The sequence below is a fragment of the Nitratireductor sp. OM-1 genome (assembly GCF_003296175.1).
Classification (GTDB): domain Bacteria; phylum Pseudomonadota; class Alphaproteobacteria; order Rhizobiales; family Rhizobiaceae; genus Nitratireductor; species Nitratireductor aquimarinus.
Genome location: NZ_CP029208.1, coordinates 1,999,011 through 2,022,894, shown reverse-complemented (window position 1 = coordinate 2,022,894; position 23,884 = coordinate 1,999,011). Strand labels below are relative to the sequence as shown.

Annotated in this window: 21 protein-coding genes; 4 read left to right on the top strand and 17 right to left on the bottom strand. The window is 63.2% G+C overall.

Going from position 1 to position 23,884, the window contains the following annotated elements; genetic code table 11:
* Positions 1-10: 10 nt before the first annotated feature.
* From DEJ54_RS09555 to DEJ54_RS09540, 4 genes are all read right to left on the bottom strand, one after another.
* Positions 11-1,333, bottom strand: a complete 1,323-nt coding sequence (locus tag DEJ54_RS09555) for a TRAP transporter large permease (protein ID WP_113154356.1) — start codon at positions 1,331-1,333, stop codon at positions 11-13.
* The gene (locus DEJ54_RS09550) at positions 1,330-1,860 is read right to left on the bottom strand and encodes a TRAP transporter small permease (RefSeq protein WP_113154355.1); all 531 of its coding nucleotides are present in this window, start codon (positions 1,858-1,860) and stop codon (positions 1,330-1,332) included. Before DEJ54_RS09550 ends, DEJ54_RS09555 begins: the two co-directional genes overlap by 4 nt.
* Positions 1,861-2,167: 307 nt before the next feature.
* Positions 2,168-3,217 carry a TRAP transporter substrate-binding protein gene (locus DEJ54_RS09545; RefSeq protein WP_113154354.1) on the bottom strand — a complete coding sequence of 350 codons (1,050 nt, stop codon included), beginning with the start codon at positions 3,215-3,217 and terminating at the stop codon, positions 2,168-2,170.
* Between the two features lie 216 nt (positions 3,218-3,433).
* A complete protein-coding gene (locus DEJ54_RS09540) occupies positions 3,434-3,901 on the bottom strand; it encodes an Lrp/AsnC family transcriptional regulator (protein ID WP_113154353.1) in 468 nt (155 codons plus the stop codon).
* Between the two features lie 144 nt (positions 3,902-4,045).
* Between DEJ54_RS09540 and hppD the strand changes: the two genes are divergently transcribed.
* Positions 4,046-5,158 (top strand): 4-hydroxyphenylpyruvate dioxygenase, encoded by a 1,113-nt coding sequence (hppD, locus tag DEJ54_RS09535; RefSeq protein WP_113154352.1) that lies wholly within the window; start codon positions 4,046-4,048, stop codon positions 5,156-5,158.
* Positions 5,159-5,254: 96 nt separating this feature from the next.
* On the opposite strand, the gene DEJ54_RS09530 is transcribed toward hppD, so the two are convergent.
* The 5 genes from DEJ54_RS09530 to hmgA form a co-directional block, all read right to left on the bottom strand.
* Positions 5,255-5,455, bottom strand: a complete 201-nt coding sequence (locus tag DEJ54_RS09530; protein WP_113154351.1) for a DUF2783 domain-containing protein — start codon at positions 5,453-5,455, stop codon at positions 5,255-5,257.
* A 2-nt stretch (positions 5,456-5,457) separates the two neighbouring features.
* On the bottom strand, positions 5,458-7,074 hold the full coding sequence (locus DEJ54_RS09525; RefSeq protein WP_113154350.1) for an FAD-dependent oxidoreductase: 1,617 nt from the start codon (positions 7,072-7,074) through the stop codon (positions 5,458-5,460).
* 334 nt (positions 7,075-7,408) lie between these two features.
* The gene (locus DEJ54_RS09520; RefSeq protein ID WP_113154349.1) at positions 7,409-8,359 is read right to left on the bottom strand and encodes an MBL fold metallo-hydrolase; all 951 of its coding nucleotides are present in this window, start codon (positions 8,357-8,359) and stop codon (positions 7,409-7,411) included.
* The gene (locus DEJ54_RS09515) at positions 8,359-9,378 is read right to left on the bottom strand and encodes a fumarylacetoacetate hydrolase family protein (RefSeq protein ID WP_113154348.1); all 1,020 of its coding nucleotides are present in this window, start codon (positions 9,376-9,378) and stop codon (positions 8,359-8,361) included. The genes DEJ54_RS09520 and DEJ54_RS09515 overlap by 1 nt, the downstream gene beginning before the upstream one ends.
* A gap of 91 nt (positions 9,379-9,469) precedes the next feature.
* Complete coding sequence (gene hmgA, locus DEJ54_RS09510; RefSeq protein WP_113154347.1) at positions 9,470-10,783, bottom strand: homogentisate 1,2-dioxygenase; 1,314 nt, start codon at positions 10,781-10,783, stop codon at positions 9,470-9,472.
* Positions 10,784-10,980: 197 nt separating this feature from the next.
* On the opposite strand from hmgA, the gene DEJ54_RS09505 reads away from it, so the two are divergent.
* Positions 10,981-11,466, top strand: a complete 486-nt coding sequence (locus DEJ54_RS09505; RefSeq protein ID WP_113154346.1) for a MarR family winged helix-turn-helix transcriptional regulator — start codon at positions 10,981-10,983, stop codon at positions 11,464-11,466.
* A gap of 55 nt (positions 11,467-11,521) precedes the next feature.
* Here DEJ54_RS09505 and tdh read toward each other — a convergent pair whose 3' ends face one another.
* The 4 genes from tdh to DEJ54_RS09480 form a co-directional block, all read right to left on the bottom strand.
* Positions 11,522-12,556, bottom strand: a complete 1,035-nt coding sequence (tdh, locus tag DEJ54_RS09500) for an L-threonine 3-dehydrogenase (protein WP_113154345.1) — start codon at positions 12,554-12,556, stop codon at positions 11,522-11,524.
* A 175-nt stretch (positions 12,557-12,731) separates the two neighbouring features.
* Positions 12,732-13,919, bottom strand: coding sequence for a glycine C-acetyltransferase (locus tag DEJ54_RS09495; RefSeq protein WP_113154344.1), 1,188 nt, complete (start codon positions 13,917-13,919; stop codon positions 12,732-12,734).
* 617 nt (positions 13,920-14,536) lie between these two features.
* Positions 14,537-15,760: an acyl-CoA dehydrogenase gene (locus DEJ54_RS09485; RefSeq protein WP_371685866.1), complete on the bottom strand. Its 1,224-nt coding sequence runs from the start codon at positions 15,758-15,760 to the stop codon at positions 14,537-14,539.
* Positions 15,761-17,007: 1,247 nt separating this feature from the next.
* Complete coding sequence (locus DEJ54_RS09480) at positions 17,008-17,715, bottom strand: carbonic anhydrase (protein WP_113154342.1); 708 nt, start codon at positions 17,713-17,715, stop codon at positions 17,008-17,010.
* Positions 17,716-17,944: 229 nt separating this feature from the next.
* Here DEJ54_RS09480 and mutL point away from each other — a divergent pair, with 229 nt between their 5' ends.
* Positions 17,945-19,864 (top strand): DNA mismatch repair endonuclease MutL, encoded by a 1,920-nt coding sequence (mutL, locus tag DEJ54_RS09475; protein ID WP_113154341.1) that lies wholly within the window; start codon positions 17,945-17,947, stop codon positions 19,862-19,864.
* A 147-nt stretch (positions 19,865-20,011) separates the two neighbouring features.
* Positions 20,012-20,242, top strand: coding sequence for a DUF2093 domain-containing protein (locus tag DEJ54_RS09470; protein ID WP_113154340.1), 231 nt, complete (start codon positions 20,012-20,014; stop codon positions 20,240-20,242).
* An 88-nt stretch (positions 20,243-20,330) separates the two neighbouring features.
* On the opposite strand, the gene lpxK is transcribed toward DEJ54_RS09470, so the two are convergent.
* The 4 genes from lpxK to DEJ54_RS09450 form a co-directional block, all read right to left on the bottom strand.
* Positions 20,331-21,368, bottom strand: a complete 1,038-nt coding sequence (gene lpxK, locus DEJ54_RS09465) for a tetraacyldisaccharide 4'-kinase (RefSeq protein WP_113154339.1) — start codon at positions 21,366-21,368, stop codon at positions 20,331-20,333.
* Positions 21,369-21,450: 82 nt separating this feature from the next.
* On the bottom strand, positions 21,451-22,770 hold the full coding sequence (waaA, locus tag DEJ54_RS09460) for a lipid IV(A) 3-deoxy-D-manno-octulosonic acid transferase (protein ID WP_113156195.1): 1,320 nt from the start codon (positions 22,768-22,770) through the stop codon (positions 21,451-21,453).
* A gap of 2 nt (positions 22,771-22,772) precedes the next feature.
* Complete coding sequence (locus DEJ54_RS09455) at positions 22,773-23,558, bottom strand: lysophospholipid acyltransferase family protein (protein WP_113154338.1); 786 nt, start codon at positions 23,556-23,558, stop codon at positions 22,773-22,775.
* A 13-nt stretch (positions 23,559-23,571) separates the two neighbouring features.
* Entirely contained in the window at positions 23,572-23,820 is a 249-nt protein-coding gene (locus tag DEJ54_RS09450; RefSeq protein WP_113156194.1) for a DUF4170 domain-containing protein, read from the bottom strand.
* Between the last annotated feature and the right edge of the window lie 64 nt (positions 23,821-23,884).

Sequence of the window (23,884 nt, the reverse complement as noted above, 5' to 3'; positions counted from 1 at the left end):
TTTTGTGTCCTCAATAAAGCCAGCGCAACATGAACAGCGATATCGCCGGGAACAGCGTCAAAAGCGCCACCCGCAGAATATCGCTCATCACGAAGGGCAGAACGCCGCGATAGGTCGCCGAGATCGGCGTGTCTCTCGCCATGGAGTTCAACACGAACAGGTTCATGCCCACGGGCGGCGTTATCAGCCCCACCTCCACGACGATCAGCACCAGAATGCCGAACCAGATCGCGAATTCTTCCGCGCCCAGCCCGAAATCCAGAACTGTGACGATCGGGAAGAAGATCGGAATGGTCAGCAGGATCATGGACAGCGAGTCCATCACGCAGCCGAACACGAGATAAAGCAGCAGGATCAGCGTCAGCACCATCCAGGGGCTGTAGCCCTGCTCGCTCACAAACGCCGCCATCTGCTGCGGCACCTGAGCCAGCGCCAGGAACGAATTGTAGAACCCGGCACCCAGAACGATGAAGAAGATCATCGCCGTGGCGGTTGCCGTCGCAAGGATTGATTCCACGAAGGTTTCGCGTGTCAGCCCGCCATTGATGAGCGCGATCAGGCCCGTGCCCGCCGCCCCCACCGCAGCGCCTTCCGTCGGCGTGAAGACACCCAGATAGATGCCACCCACAACCGCCAGAAACACGATCAGCACCGGCCAGACATCGAGCAGCGCCCGCATCCGCTCCGAATAGGGCGCACGCTCGCGCGTGCCGGCGGAGTCGGGCCAGAGCCGCACATAGATCGAGATGGCGAGCATGTACCCGACAGCAGCCAGAACGCCCGGCACGAGGGCCGCAACGAACAGTTTCGCGATGTTCTGCTCGGTCAGGATCGCATAGATGACGAGGATCACCGATGGCGGGATAAGAATGCCGAGCGTGCCGCCGGCCGCCAGCGTGCCCGTGGCGAGCGCGCCCGAATAGCCGTAGCGCCGCAGTTCCGGCAGCGCCACCTGGCTCATCGTCGCCGCCGTCGCCAGCGACGAGCCGCAGATCGCGCCAAAGCCGGCGCATGCGCCCACCGCCGCCATGGCCACACCACCGCGCCGGTGGCCCATCCATGTTTCAGCCGCCTTGAACAGCGCCCGCGACATGCCGCCCAGCGTTGCAAACTGCCCCATCAGCAGGAACAGCGGAATGATGGAAAGCGAATAGCCGGAAAAGGTCGAATAGGTCTCGTTCTTCAGCTTGGCGAGCACCGGCGTGACATTGCCGAACACGATCCAGCTGCCGCCGAGCCCGCACAGAAGCATGGCGAGACCGATGGGCAGACGCAGGAAGATCAGAAGCAGCAGTAACGGAAAGGACCAGAGCCCGATTTCAAGATTGGTCAATGGACACTCCCCTGCCCGAGCCCCGGCGTCGGCGTTCCGGCCCTGAATTCACGATAGCGGACGAAGACCATGTAGATCGACACGATCACCGCGATGACAGCCGCCACCAGGCAGGCCGCATAGGGCCACCAAAGGGGGAACTGCAGAATGAAGGTGGTTTCGCTGTAGCTCAGCTTGTCGATCATGCCGTAATAGAGCTGGCGGGCGATCAGCACCAGAACCAGCGTCATGATGATCTCCGTCACCAGATCGATCACATGGTTCACGCTGCCCGGCAGGAAAGCGGTGAAAATGTCCACCGTGGCATGACCGCGATTGAGCTGGCACCAGGGCAGAAAGGCAAAGACGGCAAAGCCGACGCCGGCCTGCACCAGTTCGAAATCGCCCGGCACGGGGCCGAGCCCGAAGCGCACCAGCGCGCGGCCGGTAATGCTGGCGACCGTCATGACGATCACCGCCACCAGAACGATCCCGCCCAGAATGGCCATTGTCCTGGCCAGCCAGACAATGATGCTCGATAGTCTCATGCGCCTTCCCGTCCCCCCTGACTTCCCACGTGCCGTCGCACGTCCAGTCCCGCGTGCCTTCCCATGGCGTTCCCACTCATTCTTGTGCCTTTTAGGCTTGTGCCTTTTCGGCGGGGTCCGATGACGTTAGCCAGCCACTTCTTCCCACGCAAGCGCCCGAACGCATGCGGAGCCGGAGCCCGCCGGTTCCCACCGGACCGATGCAAAGTTGAAAGATCGGATCGTCTCGCCCATGCCGAAGCGGCGAGACCGTTCAGAAAAAGGGGCGGACCGCAGGGGCCCGCCTCGGTTTCATGGCCTCAGGGCCTTACTGACTGGTATACTGGTCGATCAGGGCGCGGGCTTCATCGATCAGCTTCTGACCGTCGATGCCCTTTTCTTTCATTTCCTCAACCCACTGGGCGTAGACCGGCTCGGCGGCCTTCTTCCAGGTCTCGGTGTCCTCGGCGCTGATCTGGATGATGTTGTTGCCGCGATCCACCGCGATCTGGCGGCTCGGACCATCAGCCCCTGCCTGCGTGCTGCCGGCAAAGGCTGCAAATTCCTGACCGGAATTGTCGTCGATCACCTTTTTCAGGTCGTCGGGCAGGCTGTCATACTTCGCCTTGTTCATCGCCAGAACGAAGGTCGTCGTATAGAGCGCCTGATCGCCGCCAAATTCCGTGTGGTTGGAAACGAGCTCGGGCACCTTCAGCGCCGGCGTCACTTCCCAGGGAATGACGCAGCCATCGATCACGCCCTTGGAGAGCGATTCGGTGATCTGCGGCACCGGCATGCCCACGGGCGTCGCGCCCAGCTGGCCAAGAAGCGAGTTGATGATGCGCGTGGGGGCACGGATCTTCATGCCCTTCAGATCGTCGAGCTTCTCGATCGGTGCCTTGGAGTGCAGCATGCCCGGACCGTGAACCCAGACACCCAGCACATGCGTGTCCTTGAATTCCGTGTCCTTCATGTATTTTTCGTACAGATCCCAATAGGCGCGCGAGGTCGCCTCGGCATTGGTCATCATGAAGGGCAGTTCGAACACTTCCGTGGAGGGGAAGCGGCCCGGCGTGGAGCCCGGCAGCGTCCAGACGATATCAACGATGCCGTCACGCGCCTGATCGTAAAGCTGCGGCGGCGTGCCGCCGAGCTGCATGGCGGGATAACGCTCGATCTTGATGCGCCCGCCCGAATCCTTCTCCACCTTGTCGGCCCACGGGTCGAGCACCAGTTTCGGCACATTCGCCTGCGGCGGCAGGAACTGGTGCAGCCTCAGCGTCACCTCCTGCGCGAACGAGGCCACCGAAGCGCCCACGAGCCCGCTTGCCGCTACGGCAGCCGCCAGGGCTAATTTTCTCACGGAAAATGATTTCATGCTTCTCCTCCCGATTGCATGGTCAAAGCGCCAGCGAACGCTTCGTATCGTCATTTACGGCTGATGCGTCTCCGCCCGAAGAACTCCCTTTCTTCGCGGGGTGGCCGTCACGCCAAGTATCCTCTGGAAACGCGCCCTCCGTCCAGCCGTGACTTTAGTGGAAATTATGTAACAATAAAGAGGAAAATCTCACAAGATTCGTAACGCAAAGCACTTTCAGAGCGGCAGCGCACCGGTTTCCTTCAGGGTCTCCAGAACAATGGCGCTTTTCACATGCTGCACCGAGTCATGCGGCAACAGCACGCCATTGACGAAATTGGAAAGCGATTTGAGGTCGGGCGTCACGACCTTCAATATGTAGTCCATCTCGCCGGTCAGCGCGTGCGCCTCCTGCACTTCGGGCAACCGCGCAAGCAATTCGCCGAAACGGCGGGCATTGTCGGGGTTGTGCGTGGCGAGTGTTACGGTGATGATGTTGACCAGCGGAAAGCCCAGCCGGTCACGATCAAGCATCGCGGCATAGCCGCGAATATAGCCCTCCTCCTCCAGTCGCTGCCGGCGGCGCGAGCATTGCGAGGGCGATAAGTTTACCCGTTCCGATAAGTCATTGTTGGTGAGCCGGGCATCGACCTGCAAGAGGGCTAATATCTTGCGATCATATCCGTCGATACGCGCTTCAGCCATGCAATTCTCCTCCAACATGCACGATCCACGCGCTCTTGTCACAAAATGCGCCCCAGAATGCAAGCCGCTTGCAGGCCACTCCGCCTAAAATGCCCCATGCGTTGAAAAACGCGCGCATTTTCCCAATTCAGGAGGAGTTATTCCATGGGTCCGTTCCCCCACGACGCACCGCCCCCGGAAATCACGAAGGAAAACCCGGCCGGCACGGACGGTTTTGAATTCGTCGAATTCGCCCATTCGGAGCCGGAAAAACTCGCCGATCTGTTCACCAAGATGGGTTACACGGAAGTGGCCCGTCACAAGACGAAGAAGGTCTCCGTCTGGCGTCAGGGCGACATCAACTACATCGTCAATGCCGAGCCCGGCAGCCACGCCATGCGCTTCGTCGACGAGCATGGCCCCTGCGCACCGTCCATGGCCTGGCGCGTGGTCGATGCGAAGCAAGCCTTCGATCATGCGGTTTCCAAGGGCGCAGAGCCCTATGAAGGCGACGACAGGACGCTCGACGTGCCGGCCATTGTCGGCATTGGCGGCTCGCTGATCTACTTCATCGACGCCTATGGCGACAAAGGCTCGGCCTATGAGGCCGAATTCGACTGGCTGGGCGAGAAGAACCCGCGCCCGGAAGGCGTCGGCTTCTACTATCTCGACCACCTCACCCACAATGTCTATCGCGGCAACATGGACAAGTGGTGGGACTTCTACCGTGAGCTCTTCGGTTTCACGCAGATCCACTATTTCGACATCGACGGCCGCATCACCGGCCTCGTTTCCCGCGCGATCACCAGCCCCTGCGGCAAAATCCGCATCCCGCTCAACGAGTCCAAGGACGACACGAGCCAGATCGTCGAATATCTGAAGAAATACAAGGGCGAAGGCATCCAGCACATCGCGGTCGGCACCGACGGCATCTATGATGCCACCGACAGGCTTGCCGACAACGGCCTGAAATTCATGCCCGGCCCGCCCGAGACCTATTACGAGCGCAGCCATGACCGCGTGCAGGGCCATGACGAGCCCATCGAGCGCATGAAGACGCACGGCATTCTGATCGATGGCGAAGGCGTGGTGAATGGCGGCATGACCAAGATCCTGCTGCAGATATTCTCCAAAACCGTTATCGGCCCGATCTTCTTCGAGTTCATTCAGCGCAAGGGCGATGAAGGCTTCGGCGAGGGCAATTTCCGCGCCCTGTTCGAGAGTATCGAGGAAGACCAGATCCGCCGCGGCGTCATCAAGGTCGACGCCGCCGAATAGGCGCTACGTCAGATGCGGGCTGCACCGATTGCGGCCCGCAGGAAGCGGAAAAGGGGCAGGACCGGAAAACGGCCTGCCCCTTCTCTCATGCACCTGTCAGGCGCTGCCGCGTGCGGCTGCCAGCACCTTGCAGATCGTTTCCAGATCACCCACCTGATTGGCCAGAAGCAGCACCAGCTTCGCGTTCAGCCGCGCGCTTTCCTCAAGGCTGAGCCCCTCATGCGCCGCCATCAGGGCCGCATAGAAATCATCGCCGTCAGCCCCCAGCCGGTCACGGCCGATATCCGTTCTGTCCATCGTCATTCCCTCCCCATCGCATGGGTCATGGCGGCGGCGATCTCATGGGCGTCGGGCTGCCTGAACACCGCCGCCACATGCTGGTCGGGCCGCAACAGATAAAGCCGCCCCGCGCCATAGCGTGCCGCAACCGCCCCCGCGCTGTCCTCGACATGCTCCACACCGTCCACCGCCGAAGCGCCGGGTTTCGTCACCTGCACCACATGCAGCCCCGCAGGCAGGCCAATGGGCGGATCGCAATCGACCGCCAGAAGCACGAAACCGCCGCCCGCCTCGCCGAGCAGCCAGGACGCCCTGCCCTCCACGCGCACCGGCGCATCGGCCATCGCTTCGCCCGGCGCAAGCGGGCTCTCGCCATCCCACGCCGCCTGCAATGTGCAGCCGGCCAGCGAGCACGGTTTTGAAAGCCGGCCCGAATTCACCAGTCTCCGCGCAAAATCATGCTCCTGCGAAAGCTCCAGAATGCTGTCGCGGAAAATACGCTCCATCTCGCTCTTCGGCGTCATGAACGAAGTGGAACGCGCCGAGTTCAGGATGTTCTCATCCGCCCCGTGAACGCGCTCCTCGTCATAGGTCTCGATCAGCGAGGCCGGAGCCTCGCCCTGCACCACCAGCGCCAGCTTCCAGCACAGATTGTCGATGTCCTGAATGCCGCCATTGCCGCCCCGCGCGCCGAAGGGCGACACGATATGCGCGCTGTCGCCGGCAAAGATCACGCGATCATGCACGAAGCGCTCCAGCCTGCGGCACTGGAATGTGTAGACCGACACCCAGTCGAGCTCGAATTTCGAGTGCCCGATCACCTTGGCGATGCGCGGGATCACATTCTCCGGCTTTTTCTCTTCGTCCGGATCGGCGTCCGGGCCAAGCTGCAGATCGATGCGGTAAATATCGTCCGGCTGCTTGTGCAGCAGCGCAGACTGCCCCTTGTGGAAGGGCGGCTCAAACCAGAACCAGCGCTCGGAGGGAAAGTCCGCCTTCATCTCCACATCGGCGATCAGGAAACGCTCCTCGAACACCTGCCCCGCAAAATCGAGCCCCATCATGCCGCGCACGGGCGAGCGCGCGCCATCACAGGCGATCACCCAGGCCGCGTCCATCTCGTAAGCGCCATCGGGCGTTTCCACCTGAAGGCGCACATCGCTGCCCTTCTGCTCAAGCCCGGCAACACGGTTCTTCCAGCGCAAATCGATCAGTTCGGGAAAGTCGGCCGCCCGCTCCACCAGATACTGTTCGACGTAATATTGCTGCAGGTTGATGAAGGCTGGCATCTTGTGGCCTTCCTCCGGCAAAAGGTCGAAGTTCCAAACCTCGCGGTCGCGGTGGAACAGCCGCCCCACCTTCCAGGTCACGCCCTTCTCGACCATCCGTTCGCCAACGCCCAGCCGGTCGAAAATCTCCAGCGTGCGTTTTGACCAGCAGATCGCCCGGCTGCCCACCGAAACGACATCATTGTCATCAAGCACGACGACGGGAACGCCACGCTGCGCAAGGTCGATGGCGGCGGCAAGCCCCACCGGCCCCGCGCCAATGATGGCGACCGGATATTGCCCGACATGCCCTTCGGCGAGTTCAGGCGGCGTGCTGTAGGGAAAGGGACTGTACTCGTAACGCGGCATTGGATTTCACCCTCCCTTGCAGCCGCTTCTCCTCAAAAAAGAAGCGGCTCAAACCTCTTCCAGTGCACGACCCTCAACTCCGGTCATGAAGTCGGTGGTCGTAAAAAACAGCGCCAGCGCTGACGACCCCTTCTCCCCGCAAGCGGGGAGAAGGTAAGGATGAGGGGCAAGCGCCATCGGCAATCAGCGGATGCGCGGCAAAACCAGTCTCAATCAGGTCGCCGCCAGCCCCTCATCCCCCTGCCGGGACCTTCTCCCCGCAAGCGGGGAGAAGGAAGCCGACATCGCGAGCGGCGCGCGTCCTCCAAACGTCGCGCCGGCCCGCTTCATCACGTCATCCCTGCAGCGCGTCCCACATTTCGCGGTCACGTTCGGCCGTCCAGATGCGCGGCGTGTCGATGCCCAGCGCTTCGTCATAGGCGCGCGCCACGTTGAACGGCAGGCAATGCTCGTAGATCGCATAGTCGGAGAATTTCGGATCGCACACCGCGCGGCAGGCGTCCCACGCCTCCTTCAGCGTGCCACCGCCCTGCGCCACACGGGCCACCGGCTGATAGGTGGACATCACGAAATCGCCCGTCAGGTCGAGCGCCTCGTTGACCATGCCCTGCCCCACCAGCGCGTCACCGCGTCCCGGTGCGATGGCGTCCAGATCGAAAGCGCGGATTTCCTCCAGCGTCGCCGGCCAGTCGTGGAAATGCCCGTCACCGCAATAGCAGGCCGAGTGGTACTCCACGATATCGCCGGTGAACATCACATTGGCGTCCGGCACGAACGCCACGATGTCGCCCGCCGTGTGAGCGCGACCAAGGAACATCAGATCCACCCTGCGCTTGCCCAGATACACCGTCATCGACTGCGAAAAGGTGGTGGTGGGCCAGGTCAGGCCGGGGATCGATTCATGCCCCTGGAACAGGCGCGGGAACCGCACGAATTCCGAATCCCAGTCCTCCTTGCCACGCTCCACCACCATTGAGCGCGCCTTGTCGCTCATAATCACGGTCGGGGCCTGATAGGCCGATGCGCCAAGCACGCGCACCGCGTGATAATGCGTCAGCACCAGATGGCTGATCGGCTTGTCGGTGACGGAGCGCACCTTCTCGATCACCTTTTCGGCGAGGCGCGGCGTTGCCTGCGCCTCGATCACCATCACCGACTCGTCGCCAATGATGATGCCCGAATTGGGATCGCCCTCGGCGGTGAAGGCCCAGAGGTCCCGGCCAATCTCGTCAAACGAGATCTTCTTTTCGGTCAGATCACCTGCGGATGCGAATTGCTTGGCCATTACGCGCCTTTCTCGTATTTCTGAACGGTCTGCTCGATCGCGCCGAAGATCGAATGGCCCTCGCCATCCTTCATCTCGATGCGCACCGTGTCGCCGAAGCGCATGAAGGGCGTCGACGGCTTGCCGTCATTGATGGTCTCGATCATGCGGATTTCGGCAATGCAGGAATAGCCCACGCCACCGGCGTCAACCGGCTTGCCGGGGCCGCCGTCGAGCTTATTGGATACCGTGCCCGAACCGATGATCGCACCCGCTCCGAGCGGTCGTGTCTTTGCCGCATGCGCCACCAGCGTCGGGAAATCGAAGGTCATGTCGACGCCCGCATCGGCCCGGCCAAACGGCTTGCCATTGTAGTCCACGCAAAGCGGCAGCGAGAGCTTGCCGCCATCCCACGCATCGCCCAGCTCTTCCGGCGTCACAGCCACCGGCGAGAAGGCCGAGGACGGCTTCGACTGGAAGAAGCCGAACCCCTTGCCGAGTTCGGCGGGGATCAGGCCCCGCAGCGAAACGTCGTTCACCAGCATCACCAGCCGGATCGCCGCTGCCGCCTCTTCCGGCGTCGCGCCCATCGGCACGTCATCGACAACCACGGCAATCTCGCCTTCCATGTCGATGCCATAGGCTTCATCCGCCATCACGATCGGGTCGCGCGGGGCCAGAAACGTGTCGGAGCCGCCCTGATACATCAGCGGATCGGTCCAGAAGCTTGCGGGCATTTCCGCCCCGCGCGCCTTGCGCACCAGCTCCACATGATTGACGTAGGCCGAACCGTCCGCCCACTGATAGGCGCGCGGGAGCGGCGAAAGCGCATCATGCTCATGGAAGCGCTCTGCCGGCACCGAGCCGTGATCCAGGCTTTCGGAAAGAGCTGCCAGATGTGGCGCGATCCGGGACCAGTCATCGAGCGCTGCCTGCAGCGTCGGCGCAAGAAAGGAAGCGTCCGTGCAACGGGTCAGGTCGCGCGAGACGACGACCAGCTTGCCGTCGCGCGTTCCGTTCTTCAGCGTAGCGAGTTTCATGCAATGTCCTTTATGCGTTGGGGAAGACGCGCAATCGGCGCAGGTCCACCGGACCAACGCCGATCATATCGCCTGTGGTCGCTCTGGTCGATCAGGACCAGTCGCCCTCCGGCGTTCCGTTGAAGCGCTTCTTGAGGTCCTTCCAGCAGTCGATGTAATCTTCCTGCAGTGTGTCGGTCTCGGCCGCATAGCGCGTGAGGTGCTGCGGGAACCGGGTTTCGAACATGAACGCCATGGTCTCTTCCAGTTTCACCGGCTTCAGTTCGCCATGGCTGGCCTTCTCGAAACCAAACGTGTCCGGCCCATGCGGCAGCATCATGTTGTGCAGCGACGAGCCGCCGGGCACGAAACCCTCTTCCTTGGCGTCGTACTGGCCTTTGATCAGGCCCATGAACTCGCTCATGATGTTGCGGTGATACCAGGGCGGGCGGAACGTGTGTTCGGCCACCATCCAGCGCGGCGGAAAGATCACGAAATCGATATTGGCCGTGCCCTCCTCACCCGATGGCGCGGTCAGCACCGTGAAGATCGACGGGTCGGGATGATCGAACAGGATCGCTCCCACCGGCGAGAAGGTGGACAGGTCGTATTTGTAAGGCGCGTAATTGCCGTGCCATGCCACCACGTCGAGCGGTGAATGGCCGATCTCCGTCACATGAAACTGGCCGCACCATTTCACGAACAGCCGGCAGGGCGTTTCCTTTTCCTCATACCAGGCGACCGGCGTCTTGAAGTCGCGCGGATTGGCCAGGCAGTTCGCGCCGATGGGGCCGCGATCCGGCAAGGTGAATTTCGCGCCGTAATTCTCGCACATATAGCCGCGCGCCGGCCCGTCCATCAGCTCCACCTGGAAAACCATGCCCCGCGGCAGAACCGCCAGTTCGCCGGACTGGATCTCGATGATGCCCATTTCGGTCTTGATGCGCAGACCGCCTTCCTGCGGCACCAGCATCAATTCGCCGTCGGCGTTGAAGAAATAGTCATCCACCATAGACGTGTTGAAGGCGTAGACATGGGCCGCCATGCCGGCCTGCCCCTGCGCGTCGCCCGCCGTGGTCATGGTGTGCACGCCCGACAGGAAATCGGTCTTCTCGTTCGGGATCGGCGTCGGGTCCCAGCGCAGCTGACCGAGCGCAAGCTGGTGATCGTTCACATTGGGCGCAGACTTCCACTCATCGAAGCTGACCGCCGTAAAGCGGCCGGTGTGCCTCACGCTCGGGCGAATGCGATAGAGCCAGGACCGCTCATTCGTCCCGCGCGGCGCGGTGAAGGGCGAGCCTGAAAGCTGTTCTGCATAGAGCCCGTAAGCGGGCTGCTGCGGCGAGTTCTGCCCCTGCGGCAGCGCGCCGGGCAGGCTTTCCGTTTCAAAGTCATTGCCGAAGCCCGGCATGTACTGGACGGTCATTCATTCCTCCATGAAGTCGGGGAAGCGACGAATTGGTTGCAACCGTAACCATGGCGAATGTAACTATCAACGGTACCAGAGCATCGGCCCGAAATTCGGAAAGCACGATGCGTGGGTTCTACAGGTTAGAGCGTCCTTTCTGCGTCCAAATGGACGCACGGCGCTCGAGAGGGAAACATAAGGAGAAACCGCCGCACATGACCACGTCCGTTCCCCCGCCCGGCTTCCCCCGGAACGCAACCGACCGCACCATCCTCGCACTGGAGGCTTTTCTGCCCTATCGGCTCACGCGTCTCACCGATGCGATCAGCCGCAAATTCTCGCAGGCCTATCGCGCACGCCTCGGCCTGACGCGGCCCGAATGGCGCACACTCGCCACGCTCGGCCAGTTCGGCACCATGACCGCGACCGATATCGGCGCGCATTCTTCCATGCACAAGACCAAGGTGAGCCGCGCCGTCGCCTCGCTGGAAGAGCGGCGCTGGCTCCTGCGCGAGCCCGACGCGCAGGATCGCCGCGTGGAGCGCCTGACCCTCAGCAGGGTGGGCCAGAAGGCCTATGAAGACATGGTGCCCGTCGCGCACGGCTTCGAGACGCGGCTTCTCGCCCGCATGAAGCCGGAAGAGCGCGCAGCCCTTCTCACCGGCCTTGAAGCCCTGGAGCGCGCCGCACTGGAAGATTAGAGCAATTCCGGACGGAAAACCGGTTCCCGCTTTTCCTGGAATTGCTGCAGCGGCGCTACCAGCTCATCACCACCTTGCCGGCCTCGCCCGAACGCATGGCGGCGAAGCCTTCGCGGAAATCGTCTGCGGCAATGCGGTGGGTGATCAGGTCGCGCACGTCGAGCCGCGTCTGAACCAGCGCGATCATCTTGTACCAGGTCTCGAACATCTCGCGCCCGTAAATGCCCTTCAGGTGCAGCATCTTGAAGATGACCTTGTTCCAGTCGATCTCGAAACCCGCCGGCGCAATGCCCAGAATGGCGATCTTGCCGCCATTGTTCATCACGTCGATCATGTCGCGGAAGGCCGGAGCCGCCCCCGACATTTCGAGCCCCACATCAAAGCCTTCCGTCATGCCGAGCTGGCGCATCACCTCCGGCAGCGTTTCTTCCGCCGCGTTCATCGTGTGCTGCACGCCAAGCTTTCTGGCGAGCTCCAGCCGGCCCGGATTGATGTCGGTGATGACCACCTTGCGCGCGCCCACGGCCTGCGCCACCAATGCGCCCATGATGCCGATGGGGCCGGCGCCCGTCACCAGAACGTCCTCGCCCACCAGATCGAAGGAAAGCGCGGTGTGCACCGCATTGCCAAGCGGATCGAAAATCGCCGCGATCTCATCGGGAATATTGTCGGGGATCGGCACCACATTGTGCTGCGGCAGCGCGATGAACTCGGCGAAAGCGCCGGCGCGGTGAACGCCCACGCCCAGCGTGTTGTGGCACAGATGCCCGCGCCCCGCCCGGCAGTTGCGACAATGGCCGCACACGATGTGCCCTTCGCCGGAAACCCGCTGGCCGGGCTTGTATTCCGTCACCGCCGAGCCAACCTCCGTCACCTCGCCGACGAATTCATGGCCCGTCACCAGCGGCACCGGCACGGTGTTCTGCGCCCACTCGTCCCAGTTCCAGATATGCACGTCCGTGCCGCAGATCGCCGTCTTGCGCACCTTGATGAGCACGTCGTTCGGCCCGATCTCGGGCACGGGAACACGCTCCATCCAAAGGCCCTCCTCGGGTCTGGATTTAACGAGCGCCTTCATCATGTTGGACATCGTCGACTATCCTTCCAAAGCGATATTTGCAGCAATTGGCGTGGCCATCCCCCCCTCAGCCTCTTCCTGCTCGCCAGAAGAGAGAAGCACCAACGTTGCGGCCATCTTCCTTCTCCCCGCCTGCGGGGAGAAGGTGCCGGCAGGCGGATGAGGGGCCTGCGCCTACATTCATGAGCTAAGCGATCACCCCAAGCTCACGCCCGATCTTTCCAAACGCCTCCACCGCGCGGTCAATGTCTGCGGCCGAGTGCGCGGCAGACATCTGCGTGCGGATACGGGCAGCCCCCTTCGGCACCACGGGGAAGGAGAAGCCGATCACATAGATGCCCTCCTCCAGAAGCCGCGACGCCATCTTCTCGGCAAGCGCTGCATCGCCCAGCATGACCGGGATGATCGGATGGTCAGCGCCCGCAAGAGTGAACCCCTGCTTTTCCATGCCGGTGCGGAAGCGCGCCGTATTGTCATAGAGCTTCTGGCGCAGGCCGGCCCCGCCCGCCACCATGTCGAAAACCCTGAGCGAGGCCGCCGCGATCACCGGGGCCAGCGTGTTCGAAAACAGATAGGGCCGCGAGCGCTGGCGCAGCCAGTCGACCACTTCACCCTTGCCACATGTATAGCCGCCCGAGGCCCCGCCCAGCGCCTTGCCCAGCGTGCCCGTCATGATGTCGACCCGGCCTTCCACGCCGCAATGCTCCGGCGTGCCGCGTCCGTTTTCACCCACGAAACCGACCGCATGGCTGTCATCCACCATCACCATCGCATCGTATTTTTCCGCCAGATCGCAGACCGCGCCCAGATTGGCGATGATGCCGTCCATGGAAAACACGCCATCCGTGGCGATCAACCGGAAGCGCGCGCCCTCGGCCTGCTTCAGACATTCCTCCAGCGCGCCCATGTCGTTGTTGGCGTAGCGATGGCGCTGCGCCTTGCACAGCCGCACGCCATCGATGATCGACGCATGATTGAGTGCATCCGAAATGATCGCATCCTCCGGCCCGAGCAGCGTCTCGAACAGGCCCGCATTGGCGTCGAAGCATGAGGAATAAAGGATCGTGTCCTCATAGCCCAGAAAGCCGGAAATCTTCGCTTCCAGTTCTTTGTGCTCTTCCTGCGTGCCGCAGATGAAGCGCACCGAGGCCATGCCGTAACCATAGCGGTCGAGCGCCGCCTTCGCCGCCTCGCGCAGCTCCTCATTGTCGGCAAGGCCCAGATAATTGTTGGCGCAGAAATTCAGCACCCTCTGCCCGCCGCTCTCGATCTCGGCCGACTGCATCGAGGTAATGACCCGCTCGCTCTTGTAGAGCCCGGCCTCCTTCAGGCCATCGAGTTCTTTGCGCAGATGGGAGAGGAAAGACGCGGTCATGAATGCCTCGCTCTGGGGTGGGAGGGACTGGCTTCTCCTCCACTACTACAGAGTGACGCCGCTTTCGACCATGGACAATTCTGCATTGCTTTTCCGCCGGACCGCGAAGCTCGACAGAGGTGTCGATGCCCGCCCATCACCCTTACTCTATCCCCGCGCGCGGCGTTCCCGTGCCTTCACCCTCATCCTGAACTTGTCGAAGGGCGGGGGTGAAGGCTTGCACCCGCGCTTCCCGCTGCAGCCCTTTCATGCCGCCCTCGCCCTTCGACAAACTCAGGATGAGGGCTGCGCCGGTTCCCCCACCTCCCAAACCACCCGCAACAAAAAAGGGCAGACGCCCAAAGCGCCCGCCCCTCACCCTTACCCTCTCCCCGCGCGCGGGGAGAGGGCGACCTCGGCGCTTCTGCCAACCCTGCAACCAAAGACCCCCGCTATCTCCACATCCTCCTTCTCCCCGTTCACGGGGAGAAGGTGCCGGCAGGCGGATGAGGGGCGAGCGCCAACCTACCCGCCAACCCACCAAGCAAAAGGGGCAGACGCCCAAAGCGCCCGCCCCTTTTCAAACTCTCCCGACAGGGCGCGCCGCTCACCGCCGCGCGCCTGCCCTCACAATCGCATCAGAAAAACGCCTGCAGGCCCGTCTGCGCACGGCCGAGGATCAGCGCGTGAACGTCATGCGTGCCCTCATAGGTGTTGACCGTCTCCAGGTTCTGCGCGTGGCGCATCACGTGGTACTCGATCTGGATGCCGTTGCCGCCATGCATGTCGCGGGCTTGCCGCGCAATGTCGAGCGCCTTGCCGCAATTGTTGCGCTTCACGATGGAGATCATCTCCGGCGCCATCCGGCCCTCGTCGAACAGCCGGCCAACGCGCAGGCTGGCCTGAAGGCCGAGCGCGATCTCGGTCTGCATGTCGGCGAGCTTCTTCTGGAAGAGCTGCGTCTGCGCCAGCGGCTTGTCGAACTGCTTGCGGTCGAGACCGTACTGGCGCGCGCGGTGCCAGCAGTCTTCCGCCGCACCCATCGCACCCCAGGAGATGCCGTAGCGCGCACGGTTCAGACAGCCAAACGGGCCGCTCAGCCCCTCGGCATTCGGCAGAAGCGCGTCTTCGCCCACTTCCACGCCGTCCATCACGATCTCGCCGGTGATCGATGCGCGCAGCGAAAGCTTGCCGCCGATCTTCGGTGCGGAAAGGCCCTTCATGCCCTTTTCGAGCACAAAGCCGCGGATCTTGTTGCCGTGCGCGGCAGACTTCGCCCACACCACGAACACATCGGCGATCGGCGAATTGGAGATCCACATCTTGGAGCCGGTCAGGCGGTAGCCGCCGTCGATCTTCTCCGCGCGCGTCTTCATGCCGCCCGGGTCCGAACCCGCATCCGGCTCCGTCAGGCCGAAGCAGCCGATATATTCGCCGGAAGCGAGCTTCGGCAGATATTTCTGCTTCTGCTCTTCCGAGCCATAGGCGTGGATCGGGTACATCACCAGCGAGGACTGCACGCTCATCATGGAGCGATAGCCGGAATCGATGCGCTCCACCTCGCGCGCCACCAGGCCGTAGGACACATAGCCGGCGCCCACGCCCCCATATTCCTCCGGCACCGTCACGCCCAGAAGGCCCGCCTCGCCCATTTCGCGGAAGATCGCGGCGTCGGTTTCCTCGTTCATGTAGGCGTGCTCGATGCGCGGCGCGAGCTTGTCGGCGGCAAAGGCGGCCGCAGCATCGCGGATCATACGCTCTTCATCGGTGAGCTGGTCTTCCATGAGGAACGGGTCGTCCCACACGAAATTCGATTTCGAGGATTTCGACGCGGCTTTGGCCTGTGGTGCTTCCATATTCATATGTGCCTTCCTGATGCGGTTGCGCTCTCTCGACGCCTGACTGGAGCATACAGCATCCTATGCGAAACTGCTTCAAGCTTAAAATGATTTTTTGGAAGAGGATGGTGACGGGAGGGGATGGATTGAGGTGGGGGCTCGAACGAAGACATCCATCATGAGACACGGCACACCAATAAGCCAAACCGCCTGCGCGATGTTGCCCGCCCCATCCCCACCCACTCCTTCGTCATCCTCGGGCCCGACCCGGGGATCCATGCCGGTCGGCCGAAACCCGCCGCAACGGTCACGGAATGAAACCCGGGTCAAGCCCGGGGTGACGCAGGGCAGGAAGCGCAATAACCCACACAGCCCTCATCCTGAGCTCGTCGAAGGGCGAGGGCGACATGGAGAGCGGCGGGGAGTGCATGGTGCATGCCTTTACCCCCGCCCTTCGACGAGCTCAGGATGAGGGTAAAGGCACGGCGATGCCGCGCTTGCCACCCTGCAGTTCGGCACCTCTCACTCGCCTGCTTGGTCCTTCACCTGTACAGGTGAAAATGATCTATCCCCCCTTCGTCATCCTCGGGCCTGACCCGAGGATCCATGCCGGCCGGCCAAAACCCGCCACAACGGTCATGGAATGGATCCCCGGATCAAGTCCGGGGATGACGAAGGAGCGAGCGCATAGGCATAGCCCCACCGCCTGCGCGCCCTTCTCCCCGCGAGCGGGGAGAAGGTGAGGATGAGGGGCGGGCGGCAAGCGTTCAGTATGAAATGAAGGCGGGACTGATCATGCGTCCCCCCCACTCCTTCGTCATCCTCGGGCCCGACCCGAGGATCCATGCCGGTCGGTTGAAACTCGTCACAACGGTCACGGAATGAAACCCGGGTCAAGCCCGGGGTGACGCAGGGCAGGAAACGCAATAGCCCACACAGCCCTCATCCTGAGCTCGTCGAAGGGCGAGGGCGACATGGAGAGCGGCGGGGAGCGCATGGTGCATGCCTTTACCCCCGCCCTTCGACGAGCTCAGGATGAGGGTAAAGGCACGGCGATGCCGCGCTTGCCACCCTGCAGTTCGGCACCTCTCACTCGCCTGCTTGGTCCTTCACATGTGCAGATGAAAATGAAGCTGTCCCCCCTTCGTCATCCTCGGGCATGACCCGAGGATCCATGCCGGTCGGCCGAAACCCGCCACAACCGTCACGGAATGGATCCCCGGATCAAGTCCGGGGATGACGAAGGCGGAGGGCAGTCGCGGAAGCTCCCTTTAAAGGAAGTTCACCTTCCCCGTGGCAATGTCATAAATGCCCGCAGCGGCCTTCAGCTTGCCGGCTGCGTAGAGGTCGCCGAGAATCGGGCCGGCCGTCTGCGCCCTCTCCGCGTTCAGCGTCGCATTGCGCGCCGTCGCGGTCGCCAGCAGGTCCTCCGGCTCTGCCGCCATGGCGTCGTAGACCGCAGGGCGAATGGCGTTCACGAGGCTCGGCAGGTGGCCGGGCGGCAGGGTGTTGTCCTGAATAGCCTGGATCGTGGCGTCCACCGCGCCGCAGGCCGTGTGCCCCAGCACGAGGATCGTCTTGATGCCGAGAACGGCCGCCCCGTATTCGAGGCTCGCCAGCCCGTCCTCATTGATGAAATTGCCCGCCACGCGAATGACGAAAAGCTCTCCCGGCCCCTGATCGAAGATCAGCTCGGGCGCAACGCGGGAATCCGCGCAGCTCACGATGGCCGCGAAGGGCTGCTGCCCCTGCGCGCGGCTGGCGCGGCCCGCCGAATGATCGGTGTTGATGGGCTGGTTGGCCACATAGCGCGCATTGCCGTCCATGAGGCGCTGCAACGCCTCGTCGGGTGAGACCGGCGCTGCCGCGCCGGTTTCGGCGGATGCACGCGCGGCAAGCGGTGCAGCCATTGCAAGAGCCAGACCGCCTGTCAGCAGCCCACGACGGCTAAGAATTCCAGAGTCACAATTCACGCACATAATTCAGTCGCTTTCTAAAGTTGACCCAACGTAAAGCCGTATATCTCAAAACTTACCTGATCACTCGATTTATGTTTACAATTATAACAGTCTTGCATCTTCTTCCCCTGCGGGCCGCAGGGGCCGCCCTGTCCGGCCCACGCGCTCCCTCGCCCCGCCCCGACACAAGTGCTGGAAAGCGGTGCGGCGTCTCTTCTCCCCACCTCCGAATCCCCGTAAAATCTGCCCCATGACTGCAGCCTCCCACACCATTCGCCAGCTAAACGACACCGTGATCAACCAGATCGCCGCAGGCGAGGTGATCGAGCGGCCGGCGAGCGTCGTGAAGGAGCTCGTGGAAAACGCACTCGACGCCGGCTCCACCCGCATCGAGGTGGCGACCGCCGGCGGCGGGCTTTCGCTGCTGCGCGTCACCGACAATGGCGGCGGCATCGAGCATGACGAGCTGCCGCTCGCCGTCTCGCGCCATTGCACGTCAAAACTCACCGACGACATTCACGACATTCGCTCGCTCGGTTTTCGCGGCGAGGCGCTGCCCTCCATCGGCTCGGTGGCGCGGCTTTCCCTGCGCTCGCGCCCGGAAGGGGCCGACAGCGCCGCCGAGATCGCCGTAGAAGGCGGGCGCGTGTCACCGGTCCGGCCCGTGGCGGCCAATCGCGGCACCACGGTGGAGGTGCGCGATCTCTTCTTCGCCACGCCCGCCCGGCTGAAATTCATGAAGAGCGAGCGCGCCGAGACCGCCGCCATCACCGAGGTGGTGAAGCGCATGGCGCTCGCCTTTCCCGAGGTGCGCTTCACCCTGACGGGCTCCGACCGCAACACGCTGGAGCTGCCCGCCGTGCCGGCCGATGGCGAGGGGCTCCTGCGCCGTATCGCGCAGGTGATGGGCAAGGATTTCTCCGAAAACACGCTGCCCATCGAGGCCGAGCGCGAGGGCGTCGCGCTGTCGGGCCATGTGTCGATCCCGTCATTTTCGCGCGGCAATGCGATGTTGCAATATTTCTACGTGAACGGCCGGCCGGTGCGCGACAAGCTCCTCACCGGGGCCATTCGCGGCGCTTACATGGACGTGCTGCCGCGCGACCGGCATGCGGTCGTCGCGCTCTTCATCTCGCTCGATCCGGCGCTGGTCGACGTCAATGTGCATCCGGCCAAGGCCGATGTGCGCTTTCGCGATCCGGGCCTTGTGCGCGGTCTCATCGTCGGCGCGATCCGCCATGCGCTGGAGATCAGCGGCATGCGCGCCTCCACCTCCGGAGCGGACGCCATGCTGGCCGCCTTCCGCCAGCCCGAGCACGCAGCGCCCGGCGGCTTTTCCGGCGGCGGTGTCGAGACCGGCGGCGGCAGCGCACATTATCGCTACACCCCGCCACCGCGCCCCGCACAGGACTGGCGGCTCGACACCTCCCCCACCCGCCCTCTGGACATGACGGGCAGCGCCTCCATTGCAGGCGCAGCGCCCGCCGCCGGCGGCTTTTCCGCGCCCGCCCAGTCGGCTTTCGATGTCGGTGCCGGCCTGAGCGCCGATGCCCGCGCCGGCGAGGTCGAGGCAGCACCCGAATTGATGCGCTCCCCGCTGGGCGCCGCACGCGCGCAGGTGCATGAAAACTACATCGTCGCGCAGACGGAGGATTCTCTCGTCATCGTCGACCAGCACGCCGCCCATGAGCGCCTTGTCTACGAGGCCCTGAAAGAGGCGCTCCATTCGCGCGCCCTGCCCGCGCAGATGCTGCTTCTGCCCGAGATCGTGGACATGCCGGAAGAAGACGCCGACCGCGTCGCCGCCCATGCGGAGTTCCTCGCCCGGTTCGGGCTGGGGCTGGAGCGTTTCGGCCCCGGAGCCATCGCCGTGCGCGAAACCCCGTCCATGCTGGGCAAGGTCGACGTGCCGCAGCTCGTGCGCGACCTGGCCGACGAGATCGCCGAGAACGACACCGCCGACACGCTGAAGGAGCGCATCGACCACATCGCCGCGACCATGGCCTGCCACGGTTCCGTGCGCTCCGGTCGGCGGCTGCGCGCCGAAGAGATGAACGCGCTTCTGCGGCAGATGGAGGCAACGCCCGGCTCCGGCACGTGCAATCATGGCCGCCCGACCTATATCGAGTTGAAGCTGACCGATATCGAACGCCTGTTCGGCAGGCGTTAGAGCATCGGACCGAAAAGTGGGCACCGGTTTTCGGGTTAATCCGATGATCCAGACCAAGACCTCACGCGGCCCCGCCGGCGACAAGCAGGTTTACTTGGCGCGGCAGGAAGGTTAAGGCCCAGAGTTGATGACAAGAGGCACCAGACGATGAACCGTTTCGAAGGACCCGGCGCGCGCGAGGCACGCATTCGCTATCTGGATGGCGACTTTCAGGTCATGACCCCCGGCGCTTTCGTGCGCTGCGCCGTCACCGAACAGCCGATCCAGCTCGATGACCTGAAATACTGGAGCGTCGAGCGCCAGGAAGCCTATGTGAGCGCCGACACCTCGCTCGCCCGCGAACTGGAAATGCATCCCGAACTGCGCAAACGCGGTTAATCGGGAACCGGTTTTCCGTCCGGGATTGCGAAAATACAGAGAGATGGAGCGGTGCAGCGTTTCGATGAAACGGTGAGCTGCTCCAGACTTATTTGAGGCTGCGCTCGCGCCAGTTCTCGATCGTGTTTTCGATGATCGTCACCGGCATGTCCGCCGCCTCGAACGCCGCTTCCACCTGAAGCACCCGGCTTGCCTCGGCCAGTTCGCCGAGCGCACCGCTGCCGCCGCGCAGCCGCACAAGATCCTTCTCCGTCGTGATGAGCTGAAGCCCGTCCCTGCCAGCGGCTGCGATCAGATCGCGCGCGTCGTCATCATCATAGGGGTGATGATCGGGAAAGCTCTTCCCCTCCACCACCGCGCCGCCGGCCTCGGCGACACTGTCGAAGAACTTCTTCGGGTTGCCGATCCCCGCAAAGGCGAGAAACTGCCCGCCCTTGATGGCGCGCATGCCACGCGGCTTGAGCCGCGCCTGAAACACCGGTCGTCCCGCCCGCGAGGTCTGGCGCACCACATGGTCGGCCGCAGTGCCCTCGCCCATGGTCAGAACCGCATCGGCAAAGCGCAGCTGGTCGATCAGCCGCGCCCGCAGCGGGCCGCCTGGAATGACATGGCCATTGCCCAGCCCGCGCCGCGCATCCACCACCATCACCGCGTAATCCATGTGAATGCGCGCGCTCTGGAAACCGTCATCCATGATGATGAAGTCGCAGCCGATGCCGACCAGCTCGCGCGCGCCCGTCAGGCGATCCGGCGCAACCATGGTCGGCGCATGCCGCGCCAGAAGCAGCGGCTCGTCACCCACATGGCGCGAGAGATCCTTTTCCGCATCCACCAGATGCGCCGTGGTCATGGAGCCGCCATGCCCGCGCGACAGGAAGCCCGGCTTGCGCCCCAGCTTCCGCGCCTGTTTCGCCAGCGCGATGGAAACGGGCGTCTTGCCCTCGCCGCCAACGGTGAAATTGCCCACGCACAGGACCGGCACATCCACTTTCGCGCGTTTGGCAGACGCCATCCGGTAGCCGGCCACAAAACCGTAAAGCGCAGAGAACGGGGCAAGGCTCCACGCCCGCCAGTCCGCCGGCTCCCACCAGAACGGAGGCGCCTCGCTGGATCGCCGCGCCTCCATTCGCACGCGCGAAGGACGATCTACACTGTTCACGGAGCATCGGGATGACCGAAAACCGGTTTCCACTTTTCGGCCCGATGCTCTAGCCATGGCCCTCATCGTCCTCAAGACGACTCTTGACGATCAGTGGATGAATATAGGGATCGAGCGCCTGCAGGGTGCGGTTCAGCGCGCCCGACATGTCGTCAACCGCAGCCCGCCCGGCCTTGATCATGGTGCGCCGTGCGGAATAATTGTTTAGCAGGAAGTTCACCCCGCCCGCCAGCATCTCGCCATCGCGCACCAGCCGCGCACCGCCCGCATCGATCAGACGGCGATAGGCGTCGCGGAAATTCTGTACATTGCAGCCAGAAAGAACCGCCGTGCCCAGACGCGCTGGCTCAATCGGGTTCTGCCCGCCCTCGCCCGTCAGAGACCGGCCCACAAAGGCGATCTCGGTCAGGCGCAGATAAAGTCCCATCTCGCCAATCGTGTCGCCGAGCAGGATATCGACATCGGCAGACACCGCATCATTGCGACTGCGGCGCGCCACCTTGAGGCCACGCGCCTTGAATTCCTCTTCCAGCCCGTCGGCGCGCTCGGGATGGCGCGGCACGATGATGCTGAGAATGTCGGCATGCCGTGGCTTCAGCTTTTCATGAACATCCGCCGCCACGGTCTCCTCGCCCTCATGGGTGGAGACGGCAGCCCAGGTCTCGCGCTCGCCGATCTGTCCTTCCAGAAGCGCCAGCGCCTCCGGGTCAACCGGCGGAACATGCGTATCGACCTTGAGATTGCCCGAAACGGTCACGGGCCGCGCACCCAGCGTGCGGAAGCGCTCGCCATCAACTTCCGACTGGGCAACCACATGCGCCAGGTTCTCGAACAGCGCCTCGGCCAGATAGGGCCGCTTCTGCCAGCGCGCGAACGAGCGATCCGACAGGCGCCCGTTGACGAGAACCTGCGGCACGCGGCGCGCGCCCAGTTCGAGGATCGTCATCGGCCAGATTTCAGACTCGGCCATGATGGCCAGGTCCGGCTTCCAGTGGTTCAGAAAGCGGCTGACAGCCGGCTTCAGATCAAGCGGCACATACTGGTGGATCACATTGCCGCCAAGCCGCTCTTCCGCCACCTTGGCGGAGGTCACCGTGCCGGTGGTCAAAACGATGTTGATGCCATAGCCAAGCAGATGCTCGATCAGGCCGATCACGGCCACCGTCTCGCCAACGCTGGCCGCATGCATCCAGATCAGCGGGCCTTCCGGGCGCGGCTTGCCGGCCTTGCCGTAACGCTCGTGCCGGCGCACCCGGTCTTCCTTGCCCTTGCCGGCGCGCCAGACGATATAGCCGCCAATCAGCGGAAAAACCGCCGCGCCTGCCCAGCGATAGGTCGTAAGGATGGTCCGTGCCCAGCGTTCACTCATGGTCATCTGTCATCGACCAGGGCGTAGGCCTTGCGGGTCGCTTCATTGAGCGAATCCGTGACCTCGCGACGCTTCTCTTCCATCACATCCGCATCCGCATCGGCGGCGACAAAAATGGGCTCGCCCAGAATGACCGCGCTGCGCCCGAAGGGCAGATTGATGGTGGTTTTGTCCCATGTGCGCTCAAGCACCTTGCGGCGGCTCGTGGCAATGGCGACCGGCACGATTGGCCGGCCGGAAATCCGCGCCAGCGTGACGATGCCAAGCCCCGCCTCGCGTGGCGTGCCATGGGGAATGTCAGCGATCATCGCAACATTGCAGCCGCGGTCGATCGTCTTTTTCAGCGCGATCAGCGCCTTCGCGCCACCCTTGCGGATATCGCGCTCGCCCTTGCGCCCGCCGGAGCCGCGCACCGTATCGAAACCAAGCTTCTCGGCAACGAGCGCATTCAGCTCGGCATCGGCGCTGCGCGAAAACAGCGCAACGATCTTGTGCTTGCGCGGATTGATCGCCGGACCAAGAATATGCTGGCCGTGCCAGAGCGCTGCAATGGCCGGCGAATGCTGGTCAATCGCCGCCTGCAGGTCGTCAGACCCTTCGACACGCGGATTGGTGCGGTCGATCAGGCGAATTGCGCCCGCCATCAGCGTCGCCAGCGCCTGTTTCGCAAAGCGCGACTTCGCCAGCGGCTTGCGAATACGGCGCCACAGCTCCTTGAAAGGGCGCGGTCCCGTCTTCTTCCGCTTTGCGCTCACGGCAGGGGAAGGCGCAGTCGCCTTGTTTTCCATATGTGGGTCCTTGCTATCCCTTGGTCGTTTCCGACGCGGGATCGAGCAGGCGGTGTAGGTGAACGATGAAATAGCGCATATGCGCGTTATCAACGGTCTCCTGCGCTTTTGCGCGCCAGGCCTTTTCGGCAGATTTGTAATCTGGATAGATTCCAACGACGTCGAGATCATCGAGGTCGCGGAAAGTTACTCCGGTCAGCGAGGACAACTCGCCGCCAAAGACCAGATGAAGAAGCTGGGAATTCTCTTTTTTCTCGGACATGACCAGGCCCATTTGCAGACGAATGTGGCAATAAGCAAATCGCTAACCGCCCGTGTAGAGGAAA